General features: G+C 66.0%; 17 protein-coding genes. 10 read left to right on the top strand and 7 right to left on the bottom strand.

The features are described 5' to 3' along the window. The first annotated feature begins 45 nt into the window (after window positions 1-45). From E8E91_RS11000 to E8E91_RS10985, 4 genes are all read left to right on the top strand, one after another. Window positions 46-939 (top strand): LysR family transcriptional regulator, encoded by an 894-nt coding sequence (locus E8E91_RS11000; protein WP_280364392.1) that lies wholly within the window; start codon window positions 46-48, stop codon window positions 937-939. 72 nt (window positions 940-1,011) lie between these two features. Continuing rightward, on the top strand, window positions 1,012-1,905 hold the full coding sequence (locus E8E91_RS10995; RefSeq protein WP_280375788.1) for a PA4780 family RIO1-like protein kinase: 894 nt from the start codon (window positions 1,012-1,014) through the stop codon (window positions 1,903-1,905). A 66-nt stretch (window positions 1,906-1,971) separates the two neighbouring features. Beyond that, complete coding sequence (gene bfr, locus E8E91_RS10990; protein ID WP_280375787.1) at window positions 1,972-2,436, top strand: bacterioferritin; 465 nt, start codon at window positions 1,972-1,974, stop codon at window positions 2,434-2,436. A 487-nt stretch (window positions 2,437-2,923) separates the two neighbouring features. After that, window positions 2,924-3,826, top strand: a complete 903-nt coding sequence (locus E8E91_RS10985) for an EamA family transporter (RefSeq protein WP_280375786.1) — start codon at window positions 2,924-2,926, stop codon at window positions 3,824-3,826. Here the strand turns inward: E8E91_RS10985 and cueR are convergent. The 3 genes from cueR to E8E91_RS10970 form a co-directional block, all read right to left on the bottom strand. Continuing rightward, window positions 3,792-4,193 (bottom strand): Cu(I)-responsive transcriptional regulator, encoded by a 402-nt coding sequence (gene cueR / locus E8E91_RS10980; protein WP_280375785.1) that lies wholly within the window; start codon window positions 4,191-4,193, stop codon window positions 3,792-3,794. The genes E8E91_RS10985 and cueR overlap by 35 nt on opposite strands. A gap of 91 nt (window positions 4,194-4,284) precedes the next feature. After that, the gene (locus tag E8E91_RS10975) at window positions 4,285-6,669 is read right to left on the bottom strand and encodes a heavy metal translocating P-type ATPase (RefSeq protein WP_280375784.1); all 2,385 of its coding nucleotides are present in this window, start codon (window positions 6,667-6,669) and stop codon (window positions 4,285-4,287) included. Between the two features lie 61 nt (window positions 6,670-6,730). After that, window positions 6,731-7,135, bottom strand: coding sequence for a hypothetical protein (locus E8E91_RS10970; protein WP_280375782.1), 405 nt, complete (start codon window positions 7,133-7,135; stop codon window positions 6,731-6,733). 117 nt (window positions 7,136-7,252) lie between these two features. Here E8E91_RS10970 and E8E91_RS10965 point away from each other — a divergent pair, with 117 nt between their 5' ends. After that, on the top strand, window positions 7,253-7,450 hold the full coding sequence (locus E8E91_RS10965) for a cation transporter (protein WP_069085773.1): 198 nt from the start codon (window positions 7,253-7,255) through the stop codon (window positions 7,448-7,450). A gap of 84 nt (window positions 7,451-7,534) precedes the next feature. Here E8E91_RS10965 and E8E91_RS10960 read toward each other — a convergent pair whose 3' ends face one another. Further along, window positions 7,535-8,155 carry a TetR family transcriptional regulator gene (locus E8E91_RS10960; protein WP_271470841.1) on the bottom strand — a complete coding sequence of 207 codons (621 nt, stop codon included), beginning with the start codon at window positions 8,153-8,155 and terminating at the stop codon, window positions 7,535-7,537. A 147-nt stretch (window positions 8,156-8,302) separates the two neighbouring features. Here E8E91_RS10960 and E8E91_RS10955 point away from each other — a divergent pair, with 147 nt between their 5' ends. The 3 genes from E8E91_RS10955 (at window position 8,303) to E8E91_RS10945 (ending at window position 13,951) form a co-directional block, all read left to right on the top strand. Continuing rightward, window positions 8,303-9,478: an efflux RND transporter periplasmic adaptor subunit gene (locus E8E91_RS10955; RefSeq protein WP_271470842.1), complete on the top strand. Its 1,176-nt coding sequence runs from the start codon at window positions 8,303-8,305 to the stop codon at window positions 9,476-9,478. Between the two features lie 12 nt (window positions 9,479-9,490). Continuing rightward, window positions 9,491-12,640 (top strand): efflux RND transporter permease subunit, encoded by a 3,150-nt coding sequence (locus tag E8E91_RS10950; protein WP_280375781.1) that lies wholly within the window; start codon window positions 9,491-9,493, stop codon window positions 12,638-12,640. 120 nt (window positions 12,641-12,760) lie between these two features. Continuing rightward, entirely contained in the window at window positions 12,761-13,951 is a 1,191-nt protein-coding gene (locus E8E91_RS10945) for a multidrug effflux MFS transporter (RefSeq protein WP_280375780.1), read from the top strand. Here E8E91_RS10945 and E8E91_RS10940 read toward each other — a convergent pair. The 3 genes from E8E91_RS10940 to E8E91_RS10930 form a co-directional block, all read right to left on the bottom strand. Continuing rightward, window positions 13,948-14,127: a hypothetical protein gene (locus tag E8E91_RS10940; RefSeq protein ID WP_190831704.1), complete on the bottom strand. Its 180-nt coding sequence runs from the start codon at window positions 14,125-14,127 to the stop codon at window positions 13,948-13,950. The genes E8E91_RS10945 and E8E91_RS10940 overlap by 4 nt on opposite strands. Before the next feature lie 106 nt (window positions 14,128-14,233). Then, window positions 14,234-15,247: a PAS domain S-box protein gene (locus tag E8E91_RS10935; protein WP_280375779.1), complete on the bottom strand. Its 1,014-nt coding sequence runs from the start codon at window positions 15,245-15,247 to the stop codon at window positions 14,234-14,236. Window positions 15,248-15,448: 201 nt separating this feature from the next. Continuing rightward, a complete protein-coding gene (locus E8E91_RS10930) occupies window positions 15,449-16,462 on the bottom strand; it encodes a zinc-binding alcohol dehydrogenase family protein (RefSeq protein ID WP_280375778.1) in 1,014 nt (337 codons plus the stop codon). A 101-nt stretch (window positions 16,463-16,563) separates the two neighbouring features. On the opposite strand from E8E91_RS10930, the gene E8E91_RS10925 reads away from it, so the two are divergent. Together E8E91_RS10925 and E8E91_RS10920 are read left to right on the top strand one after the other, a co-directional pair. Then, window positions 16,564-17,478 carry a LysR family transcriptional regulator gene (locus tag E8E91_RS10925; RefSeq protein WP_280375777.1) on the top strand — a complete coding sequence of 305 codons (915 nt, stop codon included), beginning with the start codon at window positions 16,564-16,566 and terminating at the stop codon, window positions 17,476-17,478. Window positions 17,479-17,648: 170 nt separating this feature from the next. Continuing rightward, window positions 17,649-20,189: a PAS domain S-box protein gene (locus tag E8E91_RS10920; protein ID WP_280375776.1), complete on the top strand. Its 2,541-nt coding sequence runs from the start codon at window positions 17,649-17,651 to the stop codon at window positions 20,187-20,189.

The following is a 20,189-nucleotide window of genomic DNA, read 5'->3' as shown; positions in this document are numbered from 1 at the left end:
GAAAAAGTGCCGAAAGGTGCTTTCACAATTAAGCGGAGCTTACGAATGGAGCAGCTCAAGCGCATGGCGGTATTCGCCACGGTGGTGGAGCGCGGCAGCATGGTGGCGGCGGCGGAAGTGCTGGGCATGACGGCCTCGGCGGTCAGCCAGCAGATCCGCAAGCTGGAGGAGGAAACTCAGGTCAGCCTGCTGCACCGCACCACCCGCAAGCTGACCCTGACCGAGGCCGGTGCGGTGTTCTACAAGAGCTGCGCCCAGGTGCTGGAGTTGGCGCAGCAGGCCGAGCAGCGGCTGGCCGAACTGCGCGATGCGCCGGTGGGGGAGTTGCGCATCGCGGCACCCGTGGGTTTCTCCAACGGCATGCTGACCGAGGCCCTGGCGCCGCTGCTGGAGGCCCATCCGGGGCTGAGCCTGCAGCTGTTCTTCCATGACGAACAGATCGACCTGGTGGAGCAGCGTATCGACCTCGCCATCCGCGTCGGCCGCCAGGAGGATTCCAGCCTGGTGGCCCGTCACCTCGCCGACTGGCCGGCGGTGCTCTGCTGCGCGCCGGCCTATCTGGCCCGCAGTGGCCCGATCCAGCGACCCGAACAATTGCTGGAGCTGGACTGGATCAGCCTCAACGGCGAGCGCCAGCAGCATCAACTGACCTTCACCGGCCCCGGCGGCGAGCAGCAACGGCTGCGCCTGGAACCGCGCGTGGGTTGCAACAACATCCTCGCGGTGCGCAGCTTCACCCTGGCCGGGCTAGGCCTGTCGTTGCAGCCGGAGCCGGAAGTCCGCGAGGAACTGGCCAGCGGCCGCTTGCTGGCGCTGTTGCCGGAGTGGCAGCCGACGCCGGTGGGGCTGTATATCGTCACCCCGCGCCGTGATGCCCTGCCGGCCAAGGTGCGCTATGGAATAGAGGCGCTTCGTCGCGGCCTTTCACGACGTGGATAGCCGCCGCTGCCCGCATGCCGTATAACGTCGGCCCATTCTCTCCTCTCCTTTGAAGGCACCCGCAGCACCTGCATGAAGACCCCGAAGCGCCTCGAGCCATTGCTGGAAGATGGCCTGATCGATGAAGTCCTGCGTCCGCTGATGAGCGGCAAGGAAGCCTCCGTGTATGTCGTGCGCTGCGGCAGCGAGCTGCGTTGCGCCAAGGTCTACAAGGAGGCCAACAAGCGCGGTTTCCGCCAGGCCGCCGAGTACCAGGAGGGCCGCAAGGTCCGCAACAGCCGCGACGCCCGCGCCATGGCCAAGGGCTCGAAGTACGGCCGCCGCGAGCGCGAGGAGACCTGGCAGAACGCCGAGGTGTCGGCGCTGTTCCGCCTGGCCAATGCCGGGGTCCGGGTGCCCAAGCCCTACGACTTCCTCGACGGCGTGCTGCTGATGGAACTGGTCAGCGATGGCGAGGGCGATGCCGCACCGCGCCTGAACGATGTCGATCTGACCCCTGAGGATGCCCGCGAATTCCATGCCTTCATGATCGGCGAGATCGTGAAGATGCTCTGCGCGGGCCTGGTGCATGGCGACTTGTCCGAGTTCAACGTGCTGCTCGACCCCTACGGCCCGGTGATCATCGACCTGCCCCAGGCGGTGGACGCTGCCGGCAACAACCACGCCTTCCGCATGTTGGAGCGTGATGTCGGCAACATGGCGGCCTATTTCGGGCAGTTCGCCCCCGAGTTGCTGTACACCCGGTACGCGAAGGAAATGTGGGCACTCTTCGAGGAAGGCAAGCTGACCCCGGAATCCCCGCTCACCGGTCACTTCGACGAGCCCGAAGACGCCGCCGATCTGGATGCCGTGATGCGCGAGATCAAGGCGGCCCTGGCCGATGAAGCCCGGCGCCAGGCGGCGCTTGCCGAACAGGACGCGCCGGAAGGACGGGAAGAGCCTGAGCCACCGTGGATGCGCGGCTGAGCCGCACTTGACCAGTTCGGGGCGGCGCACGATCCTTGCTCATTGGTTTTTTCAGGAGATGGACAGATGCAAGGCCAAGCCGAAGTGGTGGAGTACCTAAAGGACCTGTTGCGCGGCGAGCTGGCTGCCCGTGACCAGTACTTCCTGCATTCGCGGATGTACCAGGACTGGGGCTTCAACAAGCTCTTCGAGCGCATCAACCACGAGATGGAAGAAGAGACCCAGCACGCCGATGCGTTGCTGCAGCGCATCCTCTTCCTCGAAGCCACCCCGGACATGCGCCCGCGCACCATCCATCCCGGCCACACCGTACCGGACATGCTGCGCGCCGACCTCAAGCTGGAATACGAAGTACGCGCCGCGCTAAGCAAGGGCATCACCCTGTGCGAGAAGCACAAGGACTACATGAGCCGCGACATCCTCGCCGCCCAGCTCAAGGACACCGAAGAGGATCACGCCTACTGGCTGGAACAGCAGCTTGGCCTGATCGACCGCATCGGCCTGGAGAACTACCTGCAGTCGCAGGTGTGAGGGTTTCAGGTTGAAAGAAAGGGCCGCGCTTGCGGCCCTTTTTCTTTGGGCGTCGTTCCGACGCCATTCGCGAATGAATTCGCTCCCACAGGGAGTGGCAGGAGTGCACGCAATTGCCGGCGCGACTCACCCCTCTCCTCTTCAGGGAGAGGGGCCGGGGGTGAGGGCAGGCGGGTATTGCACGGCCTTGCAGGGCAGCCCTTCGGCCTGCTTGGCGAATGAATTCGCCCCTACAGGGATGTGCAATAGCTGGACGCCCGCACGGACAGCTCCCTCTCCCTCTGGGAGAGGGTTGGGGTGAGGGATGGTGGGAGTGGCACGGTATTGAAGGGCAGCCCTTCGGCCTGCATCGCGAATGAATTCGCCCCCACAAGGAGCGGATAGCGCGCACGGCGCATACAGCCCACCACAGTTTTCCCCGGAATCTGTATCCATACATTTCAGCGCCTGGCTGCTAGCGTGTGCCCCAATTCCCGGAGCCCTCGCCATGCCTCTCCCGCACATTCTCCTGGCCCTGCTGGTCACCCTGATCTGGGGCGTCAACTTCGTGTTCATCAAGGTCGGCCTGGAGGACTTCCCGCCGCTGCTGTTCTGCGCCCTGCGCTTCGCCCTCGCGGCGCTGCCGCTGCTGTTCCTGCGCGGACCGATGCCGGCGCCGTTCTGGCGCATCGTGCAGATTGGCGTGCTGCTCGGGGTGATCAAGTTCGGCATCCTGTTCGTGGGTATGCACATGGGGATGCCGGCGGGGCTGTCGTCGCTGGTGCTGCAGAGCCAGGTGTTCTTCACCATCCTGCTGGCCGCCCTGTTCCTCGGCGAGCGCCCCAGCCGCCGGAGCCTGGTGGGGCTGGTGCTGGCGGCCTCTGGCCTGGTGCTGATCGGGCTCGACCGGCCGATGGGGAACAGCCTGGTGGCGTTCATGATGGTGATCGCCGCCGCGCTGGCCTGGGCTTTCTCCAATATCGCCACCAAGCGCAGCGGTGCGACGGACATGCTGCGGCTGATCTGCTGGGTCAGCCTGATCCCGCCGTTACCGCTGCTGGCGCTTTCCTATCTGCTGGAGGGGCCGGAGGCCATCGTCGCAGCCCTGACCCATCCCAGCTGGGGCGGGATTGGCGCGCTGCTCAACGTCGCCTTCCTCGCCACCACCGTCGGCTACGGCTTGTGGAGTTTCCTGCTGCATCGCTACCCGGCCAGCCTGGTGACGCCCTTCGCTCTCGCGGTGCCGGTATCCGGCCTGCTGGCCGGCTGGCTGTTGCTGGGCGAAGCACTCAGCACGAGCGGCTGGCTCGCCTGCGTACTGGTGTTCACCGGTCTCGCGATCACGGTGCTGCCCAAGTCGGTGATCGATCGTGTCTTCAGTGGCAACAGCCGCCTGACTCCAAGTCCTTGAGGATCGGGCAGTCCGGGCGGTGGTCGCCCTGGCAGTGATCCACCAGTTCCTGCAGGGTGTCACGCAGGCCGGCCAGTTCGGCGATCTTGCGGTTCAGCGCCTCGATATGGTCGCGGGCCAGGGACTTCACGTCGGCGCTGGCGCGTTGGCGGTCCTGCCAGAGCTCCAGCAGCCGGCCCACCTCTTCAAGTGAGAACCCCAGGTCCCGCGAGCGCTTGATGAAGGCCAGGGTGTGCAGGTCCTGGCTGCTGTACTGGCGGTAACCGCTGTCGCTGCGTCCCGCTTCCGGCAGCAGGCCGATGCCTTCGTAGTAGCGGATCATCTTGGAGGTCAGCCCGCTTTTCTTTGCGGCTTGGCCGATGTTCATACCGATTTCCTCTCTTGTGCACGCGCTCGACCGTAGGAGCGAGCTTGCTCGCGAACCTTCGCCAGCAAGCTGGCTCCTACAGGAGCGTGCATCATTCGTCCGGCTTCCAGGTTTTCAGCAGCAGGGCGTTGCTCACCACGCTGACACTGGACAGCGCCATGGCCGCGCCTGCCACCACGGGGCTGAGCAGGCCGGCAGCGGCCAGGGGAATGCCGATCAGGTTGTAGATGAAGGCCCAGAACAGGTTCTGGCGGATCTTCGCATAGGTGCGCCGGGAGATATCCAGGGCCGCTGGCACCAGGCGCGGATCGCCGCGCATCAGGGTAATACCGGCCGCATGCATGGCCACGTCCGTGCCGCCGCCCATGGCGATGCCGACGTCGGCCGCGGCCAGGGCCGGGGCGTCGTTGATGCCGTCGCCGACCATGGCGACCACAGCGCCCTTGGCCTTGAGCTCGGCCACGGTGGCGGCCTTGTCGGCCGGCAGCACTTCGGCATGCACCGACTCGATGCCCAGCGCTTCGGCCACCACCCGCGCGCTGCCACGGTTGTCGCCGGTGATCAGGTGGCTGTGGATGGCGCGGTCACGCAGGGCCGCCACGGCGTCAGCCGCGCCGTCCTTCAGGGTGTCGCCGAAGGCGAACAGGCCCAGCACACGCCGCTCCGGTTCCAGTTCCAGCAGCCAGGACAGGGTGCGCCCTTCGGCTTCCCAGGCCTTGGCGTGATTGGCCAGGTCGCCGGCCGGGAGATTCTGCTCGTCCAGCAGGCGACGGTTGCCGAGGGCCAGCAGGCGGCCATTCACCCGGCCCTGGATGCCGCGTCCGGCTAGGGCCTGGCTCGCGTCCACCGTGGGGGCTTCGAGATGGCGTTCGGCGCAGGCATCCAGCACCGCCTTGGCCAGCGGGTGCTCGCTGCCGCGCTGCAGGGCCCCGGCCAGTTGCAGCAATTCGCCTTCGTCGCCGTTCAGCGCTACCAGATGGGCGATGCGCGGGCTGCCGGAAGTCAGGGTGCCGGTCTTGTCGAAGGCCACCGCTTGCACTGCGTGGGCGACTTCCAGGGCTTCGGCGTCCTTGATCAGGATGCCGTGACGCGCGGCGACGCCAGTACCGGCCATGATCGCGGTGGGGGTGGCCAGACCCAGGGCGCAGGGGCAGGCGATCACCAGCACGGCCACGGCGTTGATGAGCGCCGTTTCCACGCTGGCGCCGGCCAGCAGCCAGCCCACCAGGGTGGCGAAGGCGATGAGCAGGACCGCCGGGACGAACACCTGGCTGACCTTGTCCACCAGCTTCTGGATCGGTGCCTTGGCTGCCTGGGCGTCTTCCACCAGGCGGATGATCCGCGCCAGCACGGTTTCGCCGCCGAGGGCCGTGGTGCGCACCAGCAGCCTGCCTTCGCCGTTGATGGCACCGGCGGTGACGCGGTCGCCGGGCTGCTTCGGCACCGGCAGGCTTTCACCGCTGATCAGGGCTTCATCGGCGTGGCTTTGGCCCTCGCTGACTTCGCCGTCGGCCGGGAAACGTTCACCGGGCTTCACCACCAGCAGGTCACCCAGTTGCAGGGCGGCGATGCCGACTTCTTCCTCGCGACCTTCGCGCAGGCGGGTGGCACGTTCCGGCCGCAGGGCCTCCAGGGCGCGAATCGCGGCGCTGGTCTGGCGCTTGGCGCGGCTTTCCAGGTACTTGCCCAGCAACACCAGGGCGATCACCACCGCCGAGGCTTCGAAATACAGGTGCGGCATCTGGCTAGGTTGTGCGGCCCACCACTGGTAGAGGCTCAGGCCATAACCGGCGCTGGTGCCGATGGCCACCAGCAGGTCCATGTTGCCGGCACCGGCCTTCACGGCCTTCCAGGCGGCGCGATAGAAGCGCGCACCGAGGATGAATTGCACCGGCGTCGCCAGGACGAACTGTACCCAGGCCGGCAGCATCCAGTGGCCGCCGAACCATTCCAGCAGCATGGGCACCACCAGCGGCAGGGCCAGGGCGAGGGCGAGCAGTACCGCCCAGCGCTCGCGGCTCAGGCGGGCCTCGGCGTCGTCGACCGGGGGCCGGGTTTCATCCACCAGGCTGGCGCTGTAGCCGGCGCCTTCCACGGCCTGGATCAGGGCGGCGCTGTCGGGCTGACCGAACAGCTCCAGATGGGCGCGCTCGCTGGCCAGATTCACGCTTACCTGCGCTACGCCCGGCACCTTGCGCAGCGCGCGCTCCACGCGGCCGGCGCAACTGGCGCAGGTCATGCCGCCGATGGCGAGCTCCAGGCGCTGGGCGGGAACCTGGTAGCCCGCCGCCTCGACGGCCGCCACCAGGGCCGGCAGGCTGTCGCCGGGGGCTTCGACGCGGGCCTGTTCAGTGGCCAGGTTGACGCTGGCGGTCTGTACGCCCGGCACCTTGGCCAGGGCACGCTCGACCCGTCCAGCACAGCTGGCACAGGTCATTCCGCTGATGGGCAGATCGATGGAAATCGACTGGGTCATGGGCTGATCCTCCTAATCTGCGAACTAGGATCAACCTTGACACAAGGGTAAGGTCAAGCGGTCATTGCACCGCTGTGGTCGGCACCAGGTACAGGCCTTCGGTGCTCTGCGCGAGACGGTACTTGCGCACCTCCCCGGCCCCCAGGGTGATGGTCTGCTGGCGCAATTGCTCGATGCCCGGCTTGCAGCGACCCGGTCCGAGCAGGCTGAGGCGGATCGACACGGGCCCCGGCGGCAGGTTGAAGGACACGATCTGCCCCTGCACCAGCCGCGCGGCCAACTGGTCTTCCAGATAGAGACCGACGTCGCAGGCGGTGGCGAGCTCGATGCGCTCGCGGGAGATGATCAGCACGCCGTAGTCGATCGGCGGCTGGGCCTGGGCCAGCAAGGGCGCGGCCAGCAGGGCCAGAAGGGCAGGGCGCAAGCCGTACATGGCGGGAATCTCCTGCGAGGTGGACAGCACCATTCTAGTTCCACGGAGTGAACCCGTCGGTGCGGATGCAGGCTGCAAAAAGGCCTATTGACCTTGCCATGGTGGGAAGGATGAGACTGGCTCCAGTTTCCACTCGAAAGGAGAACGACCATGCAGGTATTCAAGGTTCAAGGCATGTCCTGCGGCCATTGCGTCCGCGCCATTACCCAGGCCGTGCAGGCCCGCGACCAGGCTGCCGAAGTGCAGGTGGACCTGGCGGCAGGTGAAGTCCGGGTCGCCAGCCGGTTGGCGGAAGAGCAGGTGCTGGAGGCGATCCGCGAAGAGGGTTATCAGGCCGAGGCGGCCTGATACCAGGTCAATCATTGATTGTGGGAGCGATTTCAATCGCGAATGAATTCGCTCCCACGATCGACCCCCGGGCTCCCGTCCGGGTCAGTCCCAATCCTTCACCAACCCGCGGAACAGTGCGTCCACCATGGGTTCGGCATCCGTCAGCGGGTCGAACAGCGTCGGGTCGCGGGTCCAGTCACTGAACAGACCGATCACCAGGCCGTGCACCGCACGGGAAGCCTGTAGCGACGTGATGCCCGGGCGCAGGCGTTCGCGGCAGGGCGCCCGCGCGAACAGGGCATCACACAGCTGGATGAACTGGTCGACGAAGGCGTAATGGCGCTCTTCGGCCTCACGCAATTCTTCGGTGAATTCGCAGCGGTGCAGCAGGATGTTGAAGATCCGCTGGCGCTGCTCGTCCCGCGCGAGATTAACGATGGCCTCCAGGCACAGGTCGCGTAGCGACAGCATCGGGTCCTGCCCGTTGCAGCCGCCGAGGCGGTCGATCATCTGCTCCTGGGGCAGGCGCACCTGGGACAGCATTTCGTGGAACAGGTGTGCCTTGTTCTGGAAATGCCAGTAGACGGCACCCCGCGTCACGCCGGCGGCACGGGCGATCTGCTCAAGCGACGTGTGCGCCACGCCGTTCTCCAGGAACAAGTGTTCGGCTGCGACCAGGATCGCACCACGGGTTTTCTCTGCTTCTTCTTTCGTTCTGCGCATAGCAGTTGGGCCAATACTGTCTAGGCTTCTTGTTTGGGGGTCGGAGTTTACCGATTTTGCGTGGTAAACAATCATTTACATACATATGTGGATGTAGAGTTCCGCTCCTGTTCTTTTTGCCAGTTCGGCACCGTATGGAGACACCTTATGCCGTTTGTTCGCAGCCTTCCTTTTAGCCTTGCACTAATCGCCGCAAGCGCCAGTTTTGCTGGATTAGCTGGTGCCGCCGATGCTCCGGGAGGTGCACCGCCCGCCCCGGAAGTGGTCGTGGAGACCGCCAAGGCCGCGCCGTTGCCGCTGGTTCTGGAGTACGCCGGGCGCACTGCGGGCTATCGCGAGGTGGAGGTGCGGGCCCAGGTGAGCGGTATCCTCCAGCAACGCACCTACACCGAAGGCAGCCGGGTGAAGCAGGGCGAGATCCTGTTCCGTATCGATCCGCGCACCTACGAAGCGGCCCTGGCGCGGGCCAAGGGCGCCCTGGCCCAGGAGCAGGCGCGCTACCGCCAGACCGAACGTGATCTGAAACGTACCCGTGAACTGCAGAAGAAGGGCTACGCCAGCGAGAGCGAACTGGACAACGCGATTTCCAACTTCGAACAAAGCAAGGCCAACGTCGAAGCCGCCCAGGCCGAGGTGAAGGCCCGTCAGATCGACCTCGACTACACCACGGTGGAAGCGCCCATCTCCGGCATGACCAGCAAGGAGACCCGTTCCGAGGGCAGCCTCATCGTGGCGGGCGACCCCAACGGCAGCCTGCTGACCCAACTCACCCAGCTCGACCCCATCTACGTCAACTTCGCCTACCCGGATACCGAAGCCGAGCGCCTGCGTGACGGCGTGAAGAACGGCAAGATCCAACTGCCCCACGATGGCCTGCTGAGCGCCGACCTCAAGTTCGGCGACGGTTCCACCTACCCGCTTTCCGGCCGCGTGGACTTCACCGACAGCTTCGTCAACACCGGCACCGGCACCGTCAGCGCCCGTGCTGTGGTGCCCAACCCCGAGCAGAAACTGCTGCCCGGCATGTTCGTGCGCGTCCTGGTGAAGGGCTTCACCCGCCCGCAGGCCATCACCCTGCCCGAACGCGCCCTGGCCCAGGGGCCGCGCGGCACCTTCGTCTACGTGGTCGACAAGGATGGCATGGCGCGGGTGCGCCAGGTGAAGACCGGGGATACCCGTGATGGCCGCTGGGTGATCGAGTCCGGCGTTTCCGCCGGCGACCGCGTGATAGTCGAAGGCCTGCCCAAGGTACGCCCCGACTCGCCGGTGAAGGCGGTGGAGGCCAGCAAGGCCGCCGCCGAACAAGCTTCCAAGCAATCTTGAGGAGCGCACGCCGTGATCTCGCGCTTCTTTATCGACAGACCCGTCTTCGCTGCGGTGATCTCCATCGTCATCGTGCTCGCCGGCCTCGCCGCCATGCGTGCACTGCCGATCGCCCAGTACCCTGAAATCCTTCCGCCCCAGGTCTCGGTCAGCGCCGTCTATCCGGGCGCCAGCTCGCAGGTGATCGCGGAAACCGTGGCCGCGCCGCTCGAGCAGGAAATCAACGGCGTGGAGGGCATGATCTACCAGCTGTCCAACTCCGACAGCAGCGGCGCCATGAGCCTGACCGTGTACTTCGAGGTGGGCCGCGACCCTGACCAGGCCACCATCGACGTCAACAACAAGGTCCAGGCCGCGCTCGCCAAGCTGCCTGAAGAGGTGCGCCGGCAAGGTGTGAAGGTGGAGAAGAAATCCTCCGACATCCTCCAGGTGGTCACCCTCTATTCGCCGGACAACTCCCGCGATCCGATCTTCATCAGCAACTACGCGCTGATCAACGTGATCGACGAGCTGAAGCGGATTCCCGGCGTGGGTGATGCCAGCCAGTTCGGCTCCAAGGACTACTCCATGCGCATCTGGCTGCGCCCGGACAAGCTGGCGCAGTACGACCTCACCCCGACCGACGTGGTCAACGCCATCCGCGAACAGAACTCCCAGTTCGCTGCCGGCAGCTTCGGCCAGCAGCCGCTGAACCAGCCCCAGGACTTCACCTACACGGTGACCACCCAGGGTCGTTTCACCGATCCCAAGGAGTTCGAGAGCGTCATCCTGCGTTCCGACGCCACCGGCGCCAGCCTGCTGCTCAAAGACGTAGCGCGAGTGGAACTGGGGGCCCAGGACTATTCCCTGATGACCTCCCTCAACGGCCAGCAGAACGCCGCGTTCGGTATCTACCTGCAGCCGGGCGCCAACGCGCTGGACACCGCAGATGCGGTGAAGTCGACCATGGAGCGACTGGCCAAGCGCTTCCCCGAGGGCATCGCCTACAAGATCCCCTACGACACCACCAAATTCGTACAGGTCTCCATCGAAGAAGTGATCAAGACCTTCTTCGAAGCCCTGCTGCTGGTGGTGCTGGTGGTCTTCATCTTCCTGCAGAACTGGCGCGCCACCCTGATTCCGGTACTGGCGATTCCGGTTTCCCTGGTGGGCACCTTCGCCGGCATGTACATGCTCGGTTTCTCCATCAACCTCTTGACGTTGTTCGGCATGGTGCTGGCCATCGGCATCGTGGTGGACGACGCCATCGTGGTGATCGAGAACGTCGAACGGGTGATGTCGGCCAAGAAGATCGGCCCGCGCGAAGCGGCCATCGAGGCCATGGAGGAGGTGACCGGGCCGATCATCGCCATCGTGCTGGTGCTCTGTGCGGTGTTCATCCCGGTGGGCTTCCTCGGCGGCCTGGCGGGGCAGATGTACCAGCAGTTCGCGATCACCATTGCGGTATCCGTGGTGATTTCCGGCATCGTCGCGCTGACCCTGTCGCCGGCGCTCTGTGCCCTGATGCTCAAGCCCACCCATGGTGTGCCGGCGGCGCCGTTCCGCTGGTTCAACAGCTTCTTCGAGCGCATGACCAATGGTTATGGCGCCGGGGTGCAGTTCTTCCTCAAGCGTTCGCTGCTCGGCCTTGTGCTGTTCGGCGGAATGATCGCGCTGCTGGTCCTCCTCTTCGGGCGGGTGCCTGGTGCGCTGGTGCCGGACGAGGACCAGGGCTATGTGCTCAACGCCTACTTCCTGCCCCCGGCAGCCTCGTTGACCCGTACCGAAGAACTCACCAGCACGGTCACCGAGGAACTGATGAAGCACCCGGCGGTGCAGGACGTGGTGACCTTCGCCGGCTTCGACATCCTCACCTTCGGCACCCGCAGCAACGCCGGGGTGTCCTTCGTGCCGCTGAAGGACTGGAGCGAGCGCACCACGCCGGAACTCGATGCACGCAACCTGACGCACACCTTCATGCAGATGGGCGCCGGGCAGAAGGACGGCATCGTGATGTCGTTCAACCCGCCGCCGATCACCGGCATGAGTACCACCGGCGGCTTCGAGTCCTATATCCAGGACCGCAGCGGCGGCACCGTGCAGCAGCTGGAAACCGTGGTGCAGAAGTTTGTCGCCGCGGCCTCCAAACGTCCCGAACTGGCGGGGGTGAATACCACCTTCAACGCCAACGTGCCGCAGTACTACATCGACCTCGACCGCACCAAGGCGCGTGCCCTGGGCGTGGCGATCAACGATGTATTCACCGCCATGCAATCCACCTTCGGCAGCTACTACGTCAACGACTTCACCCTCTACGGACGTACCTGGCAGGTGAGCCTGCAGTCGGAGCCGGAGTTCCGCCGCAAGCCGGATGACCTCAGCCAGGTCTACGTGCGCTCGGCCTCCGACGACCTGGTGCCGTTGTCCTCGCTGGTGCGGGTGGAGCGCATCCTCGGTCCGGACTCCTACGCGCGCTTCAACGTCTACCCGGCGGCCAAGGTGCTGGGCGGACCGGCGCCGGGCTACAGCTCGGGCCAGGCACTGGAGGCAATGCAAGAGGTGGCGAACGAAGTACTGGGTGAGGACTACAGCCTCGGCTGGATCGGTTCCGCCTACCAGGAACTCGCGTCCCACGGCTCCGGCAGTACCGCGTTCGTCTTCGGCCTGATCATGGTGTTCCTCATCCTCGCCGCCCAGTACGAGCGCTGGACCCTGCCGCTGGCAGTGGTCACCGCGGTGCCCTTCGCGGTGTTCGGCGCCATCCTTGCGGTGTGGCTGCGGGGCATTCAGAACGACGTGTACTTCCAGGTCGGCCTGGTGACCCTGATCGGCCTCGGCGCGAAGAACGCCATCCTCATCGTCGAGTTCGCCGTGCTCTGCCGCGAACAGGGCATGGGGCCGGTGCAGGCGGCGCTGGAGGCGGCCAAGCTGCGTTTCCGTCCGATCGTGATGACCTCCCTGGCCTTCATCCTCGGTTGCGTGCCGTTGGCCATCAGCTCCGGCGCGGGCTCGGCGAGCCGCCATTCCATCGGCACCGGGGTGATCGGCGGGATGCTCGCCGCCACCATGCTGGCGACCTTCCTCATCCCCATGTTCTTCATGCTGGTGGAGAAGGCTTCGGACTGGCTGGAGAGCCGGAAGGCGCCCAAGACTCCCAAGGCCGAGGAGGTCCACGAGGGCTAGGCGCCGGCTGTCGAGTCTGTGGGAGCGAATTCATTCGCGAATGAATCCGCTCCCACAGGCCAGTGAAATCCCCTGTTAGTATCTGGCGCTTGTCCGCAATGGATGGCGCCCGATATCACCATGACTTTCCGCATTCTCCTGCTCCTTGGCGCCCTCAGCGCTTTCGGCCCCATGGCCATCGACTTCTACCTGCCCAGCTTCCCCGCCTTGGCGAAGGCGTTCGTCACCGATGTGGAGCATGTGCAGCTGACCCTCGCTTCCTACTTCATCGGCCTGGCGTTCGGTCAATTGATCTACGGCCCGCTGGCGGACCGCTTCGGCCGCCGTCCGCCGCTGTTGGTGGGCGTGACCATCTTCACCCTGGCATCGGTTGCCTGCGCCCTGGCGCCCAGTCTCGAATGGTTGATTGGCGCACGCTTCGTCCAGGCCCTGGGCGGTTGCGCGGGGATGGTGGTGTCACGGGCGGTGGTTCGCGACCTCTGCGACCCAATCGCTTCGGCCAAGGCGTTCTCGCAACTGATGCTGGTGATGGGGCTGGCACCGATCCTGGCGCCGCTGGGAGGCGGCCTGCTGCTGGAGCTGTTCGGCTGGCAATCGATCTTCTGGGGACTGACCCTGTTCAGCACCCTGGTGTTGCTGGGCATCGCCGCCTGGCTGCCGGAAACCCTGTCCCGCGTCATGCCGCGTGCCCCTTTGAGCGGCGCCCTCGGGCAGTACCGGCGGTTGTTCGGCGACTGGCAGTTCCTCGTTTATGGCATGACGGGCGGCTTCGCCATCGCCGGAATGTTCGCCTACATCGCCGGCTCGCCCTTCGTCTTCATCCAGCTCTATGGCGTACCGCCGGAACACTACGGCTGGTTGTTCGGCTCCAATGCGGCGGGCTTCATTCTCGTTGCGCAGGTGAACGCCTTCCTGCTGCGCCATCGCGGGCCGGCCTTCTGGATGCGTCGGGTGGTCTGGATCTATCTGATGTGTGCGGTAGCGCTGCTGCTGGTGTCCAGCCTGCATACCGAATCGCTGTGGCCGCTGCTGCTGCCGCTGTTCGGCTGCATCGCGAGCCTGGGGTGCATCCTGCCCAACGCATCGGCCTGCGCCATGGCCGGTCAGGGCCAGAACGCCGGTAGCGCCTCTGCGTTGATGGGAAGTTTGCAATTCGGAGTGGCGGCGGGGGCCGCCGCCCTGGTGGGGGCACTGCACGACGGCAGCGCCATGCCCCTGGCCCTGGTCATCAGCCTGTGCGGCTGCGCGGCAGTTGCCTGCTCGCTAGTGACCGGGCGCCTTGACCGTAATGGCCAGGCGCCGCTGGGCTAACTCGCGATCCGTCGTGACCAGTCCGGCAGTACGTGGGGCGCTTTCAGGCGCTCCTCGAGAACCGTGACGAAACGGCGTGCTTCGGCTTCGCTACGGAAACTCACCGCATGCTGGTCAAGGCAGACTTGCCAGCTGGAGCCCTTTGGGGTGGTGGTCGGACGAACGAGAATTTTCACCTCAGTCATCTCCCTTTCAAGTGGCGGGGAAAATGAGTGTAGACCCGCCGAGATGGCAGAAAATGACTTGGGTCAAACAGCCGACTGGTGGTCGCCGCCGCCCGTCCTATCCTTGTTCCCCGCCGCTTGATTGGCCTTCTGGAGCGCGCCGGCCGATGCTTTCCAGCAACGCCTGGTAACGTTTTTCGCTCTGTCGAAGCGCGTCCCGCGCAGACTTCAGGGCGCTGAAATCAATGTCCACGCAGTAGAGCTCCAACTGATTGTGCAGGTTGCGCAGCAGCAGATGGCTGGAGAACACCGTCACCGGGCTGCCGTCGCGGCGTTGCAGGGTCAGCTCGCTGGCGGGGATGGCCGTGCCGCCGATCAGCCAGTTGTTGATGTCGGCAATCACCTGATCGCGCATGGCCGGCGGGATGATCAGCTCTTCCAGATACCGCCCCATGGCCTGGTCCATCGTGTAGCCGTAGAGCTGCTCGCTGGCGCGGTTCCAGTAGATCACCCGGCGCTGGCGGTCGTAGCCCTGCACGGCGATGCGCGGGGTCTGCTCGAACAGCTGGCGAAAGCGCAGCTCGCTGGCGCGCAATGCTTCCTCGTCGCGTTTTTGGGTGCTGATGTCCTGCACCGTGCCGAAGGCGCGACCGTCGGGTTGGGCTTCACCGCGCAGGGCCAGCCAGATCGGTGGCTGGTCGCTGGGCAAGTTCAGGCGTGCGTTCACCGTCAGGGCGATGCCGTGGAGGATCAGCGATTCCAGTGCACGCTGCACGCCGCTGCGGTCGGCCGGGTGAACGCGATTGAGCAGGCCGTCGACATTGTCTTCGCCAGCGCAGCCGAGGATGCGCTGGGCGCCGGGGCTCCAGGAGAAACCGCGGTCATATTCCCAGTTGCCGAGGATGGCGTCGCGCTGTGCCTGTTCCAATTGCAGGTTGGTGCGTCGCAGGCCTTGGCGCAATCGCTCACGTCCCAGGCGATGGCGGCGTTCGAGGAAGAAGATCAGCAGGGTGGTGAGCAGGATGAGTCCGAAGGTGCCGAGCGGTCCTGTCCCCCAGGCCAGGAGCCAGGCGCCTGCGCACAGCAGGTAGAGGCCCGCGCGAATGACGGGCCGGGCGAGGGTGGGATGCATCCTGAACCCCGGCGGAGAAAAGTCGATGCGGCGCAGCCGGCCGCTGGCGAGACGAGAAAAGTCTAGCCTCTTCGCACTCACGTACCGGACCGTTCGCCAGCGCATCTGCTCGCCGGTCAGTGTTTGTCTTGTAGGAGCGGGCTTGCTCGCGAAGTCCAAGCACAAGTTTTCGCGAGCAAGCTCGCTCCTACAGAGAACGGCTCAGAACCCTTCGAGCACGATCTTGCCCTTGGCCTTGCCGCTCTCCAGCAGGGTGTGGGCGCGGCGCAGGTTGGCGGCGTTGATGGCGCCGAAGTGCTCGCCCACTGTGGTTTTCAGTACGCCGGCGTCGATCAGTTGGCTGACCCGCTCCAGCAGGCGGTGCTGTTCGAGGATGTCCGGCGTCTGGAACATCGACCGGGTGTACATGAACTCCCAGTGCAGCGACAGGCTCTTGCGCTTGAGCTTGGCCACGTCCAGCGAGGCTGGGTCGTCGATCAGGCCGAGGCGGCCCTGGGGCGCCAGGGCTTCCACCAGTTGGTCCAGGTGCTGGTCGGTCTGGGTCAGGCTGGCGACATGCGTGACCTGGGAAAGGCCGGCACGGCGCAGTTCTTCGGCCAGCGGCTTGCTGTGGTCCAGCACATGGTGGGCGCCCAGTTCGCGGACCCAGGCCTGGGTTTCCGGGCGCGAGGCGGTACCGATCACCGTCAGGCCGGTGAGTTGTCGGGCCAGTTGTACCAGGATCGAGCCTACGCCCCCCGCAGCACCCACCACCAGCAGGCTCTGGCTCTGTTCGGCCGTGCCCTCGGTGATCTGCAGGCGATCGAACAACAGCTCCCAGGCGGTGATGGAGGTCAACGGCAGGGCGGCGGCCTGGGCGAAGTCCAGGCTTCTGGGCATGTGGCCGACGATGCGCTCGTCGACCCGATGGAGCTCGGCATTGCCGCCCGGACGGGTCAGGTCTCCGGCGTAGAACACCCGGTCGCCGGGCTGGAACAGGGTTACCTCGCTGCCCACCGCCTTCACCACGCCCGCCACGTCCCAGCCCAGCACCTTGGGCTGGCCGGCTTCCGGTGCGGCGTTGCGACGGATCTTGGTATCCACCGGGTTCACCGAAATGGCGCGGACTTCCACCAGCAGATCGCGGGGGCCTGGTTGTGGCTCAGGCAGCACGATGTCCTGCAGGGATTCGGGGTTATCGATGGGAAGGTTCTGGAAGTAGGCGACGGCTTTCATCGGGATTCTCCGCGTAAGGGCTGGATGGGCCCCATGTTCGGTTATTCCGCAAACAAGAAAAATCGGCTAGAAAACGACAGTCTTTCAATGGAGTTTTGAAAATGCTGCGCCTCGACGATCTCGCCCTGTTTGTCAGCACCGCTGACCACGGTAGCCTCTCGGCCGCCGCCCGCAAGCGTGACGTCTCGCCCGCCGTGGCCAGCGCCGCGCTCAAGCGCCTGGAGCAGCAGCTCGACACCCGCCTGTTCGCGCGCTCCACCCGCAGTCTGCGCCTGACCCCGGAAGGCGAGCAATTCCTGGCCCATGCGCGCAGTGCCCTGGAGAGCCTCGCCGAGGGGCAGCGGCAATTGGTCGGCGGCCGTGAGGACATTGCCGGCATGCTGCAGCTTTCCGCCCCGTCGGATTTTGGCCGCAATGTGCTGCTGCCCTGGCTGGACGAGTTTCAGCACGAACACCCGCGCCTGGGCATCCGCCTGCACCTCAGCGACCGTGTCGCCGACCTGTTCCGCCAGGCGGTGGACATCGCCATCCGCTACGGCGAGCCGGAAGACTCCAGCCTGGTGGCGCTGCCCCTCGTGCCCGGCAACCGTCGCGTGCTCTGCGCCGCGCCGACGTACCTGGAACGTCACGGGCGCCCGCGCCAACCCGAAGCGCTGACCGGCCACAACTGCCTGCTCTATCAATTGGGAGGACGTGTCCACGACCGCTGGACCTTCGGCGAGGGGCGGCGCGAATTCGTGGTGGCAGTGACCGGCAACCGCGTCTGCGACGATGCCGATGTGGTGCGGCGCTGGGCGCTGGCGGGGCAGGGGATCATCTACAAGTCCTGGCTGGACGTTGCCGAAGACGTCCGTGCCGGGCGCCTGGAGCTGGTGCTGCCGCAGTACCTCGGCCAGGCCACGCCGCTGAACCTGATCTGTGCCCATCGCGCCCAGCTCAGCAAGCCCGTGCGTCTGCTCCGCGAGTTCGTCCAGGCGCGTTGTGCCACGCTGCTCGTCGGCGCGCCCTGGCGTTGAGTGTCGGGCACGGGCAGGTCGGCGTCTGAGCATCGAATTGCTCGTAACCCAGGTTCCGCTATCGTCTGGATAAGCCGTGGCCGCATGGAGGTTCCCGTGGCTGACCTGACCCCGACCTGCCTGATCCCTGCCGGGCCCGTGCCCGGCGCAAGCCGTTGGAGACTCGACTGATGCCGCGCATCCGCGAGCCTGGAAGCCTCCTACCAACCCTGCTGCTGGTGTTCTCCGGTTACCTGTTGCTGGCCATGGGAGCCGTCTGGCTGTCGCGCCAGCCCGGCAGCATCGCCACCCTCTGGTACGCCAACGCCTTCGCCGTGGCGCTGCTCTGGGACCAGCCCCTGCGCCGCTGGCCGGCCCTGCTGGCGGCGGCGATGCTGGCCGATCTGCTGGCCAACCTGGCCTTCGGCGATGCCCTTGCCCTGGCGGCCAGCTTCGTCCCGCCGAATCTGCTGGAGGTCATCCTCGCGGCGGCCCTGCTGCGGGTCAGCGGCGCCGCATTGCGGATGAACGAAAGCCCGGGTGCCTTCCTCCAGTTCATCTTCTTCGGTGCCCTGTTGCCACCGCTGGCCAGTGCCAGCCTGGGGGCGAGCATCCTCGCCTGGCAGGGGGTGGGCTCCTTCGAGCGTGGCTGGATGTACTGGGTCGAGGGCGCCATGCTTGGCGCCGTCTCGGTGCTGCCCCTGGCCGTTTGGATGCGCCAGCAGGGCTGGTGGGAATTCCTCGGTGAACGGCGCCGGCGCGAACTGCTGCTCTATGGCGGCGTGGTGTTGCTGGGCACGCCCTTCGCCTTGCTGCTGTTGCCGTTCCCCTTCGTCTACCTGGCCCTGCCGCTGATGATCGCGGCGGTCCGCCTGACCTTCGCCAGCACTGCACTGCTGGTGGCGCTGGCTTCGGTGAGCGGCGGGCTGATCATCGCCCTCGGCCTGCTTGAAACGCCGGATTTGGAGAAAGGCTGGCGCGACCTGCTGATCTACCTGCCGCTGCTGCTGGCGTTGCTGCCAGCCCTGCTGCTGGCCTCGGCGGTGGAGCAACTGCGCAAGCGTCGCCGCGAACTGGCGGCCAGTGAAACGCGCTTTCGCGACGCCATGGATCACTCCGCCATCGGCATGGCCCTGGTGGGGCTGGATGGCCGCTGGCAACGGGTCAACCATGCACTCTGCGAGATGCTCGGTTACGACGAAGCAGAGCTGTCTGCCCTGAGCTTCCAGGATGTCACCCACCCGGACGACCTGGCCGGCGATCTCGAACTGGTGCGGGAAATCATTGCAGGCCGCCGCCACAGCTATCGCCTGGAAAAGCGCTACCTGCACAAGAGCGGGCGGGAGATTTGGGGCCTGCTGGCGGTGTCGCTGGTGCGCGACCACGAGGGAGAGCCGCTGTATTTCATCTCGCAGATCGAAGACATCGACCGCCGCAAGCGTGCCGAAGAGCGTGAAGCCGTATTGGCGCGGCGCTACTCGGTGGCCACCGAGGCCAGTGGTGTCGGTGTCTGGGAATGGGACCTGGACAGCGACCGCCTGCTTTGGGACGAAGGCATGTACCGCCTCTACGGCCGTACGGCGGGTGGCGAACTCTCTTACGCCGACTGGCTCGCCCACCTGCATCCGGATGACGCCGCCCGTGCCGAGCGCGAAGTGCTGGCCGCACGGGAAGGCAGTCGTCGCCTGGACATCGAGTTCCGAATCCGCCGCGGCGACGGCGACCAGCGCGTGCTCAAGGGCCACGCCCGGCTGGTCTGCGATGCCCAGGGCCGGCCGCTGCGCATGGTCGGCACCAACTGGGACGTCAGCGAATTGCGCCAGCTCGCCGAGCGCTTGCGCGACGAGCGTGAACGCCTGCAGGTGACCCTCGATGCCATCGGTGACGGCGTCATCACCACCGACCTGGAAGGCCGGGTCAGCTTCCTCAACCCGGTGGCCGAGCGCCTCAGCGGCTGGCGCAGCGACGAGGCCCAGGGCCTGCCCATCGAGCAGGTGCTGCTGCTGGAAGGCGAAGATGGCCGTCTGGTACCCAACCCGGTGCGCGACTGCCTGGAGCAGGGCAGTGCCGCCAGCCTCCAGGGGCTGGCCTCGCTGCGCCATCCGGCCGGCGGCACCATCGCCCTGCGTGGCCAGGCAGCGCCCATGCGCGCGGGCGACGGCACCCTACTGGGCAGCGTGCTGGTGCTCACCGACGTCAGCGAAGCACGGGCCATGCAGAAGCACCTGCGCTATGCCGCCACCCACGACGCGTTGACCGGCCTGCTGAACCGTTCGGCCTTCGAGGACGCCCTGGCCGAAAGCTGTCGCGACGTACTGCAGAACGACGGCAACAGCGTGCTCTGCTTCATCGACCTGGACCGCTTCAAGCAGGTCAACGACAGTGCCGGCCACGCTGCCGGGGATGAACTGCTGCGCCAGATCGCCAGGCTGATGCAGGCCCAGGTGCGGGCCGGTGATCAACTTGCGCGGCTGGGCGGCGACGAGTTCGCGCTGATCCTGCGCAGTTGCCCGCTGCCCCAGGCGGAAATGCTGGCGGCGCGGCTCATCGCGCAGATCCAGGGCCTGGTGCTGACCTGGGAAGGGCAGGAGTTTTGCGTCGGTGCCAGCGTTGGCATCGCCTGCATCCACAGCGCTAACGCGCAGCCTGCAGAGCTTCTGAAACAGGCTGATACAGCTTGCTATCGGGCCAAACACGCAGGTCGGGGACAATTCGCTGTCGAACACCGCTGA

It is taken from the genome of Pseudomonas sp. BN515, from assembly GCF_029873155.1.
Lineage (GTDB): Bacteria > Pseudomonadota > Gammaproteobacteria > Pseudomonadales > Pseudomonadaceae > Metapseudomonas.
This window is presented reverse-complemented; position numbering and strand designations above follow the sequence as displayed.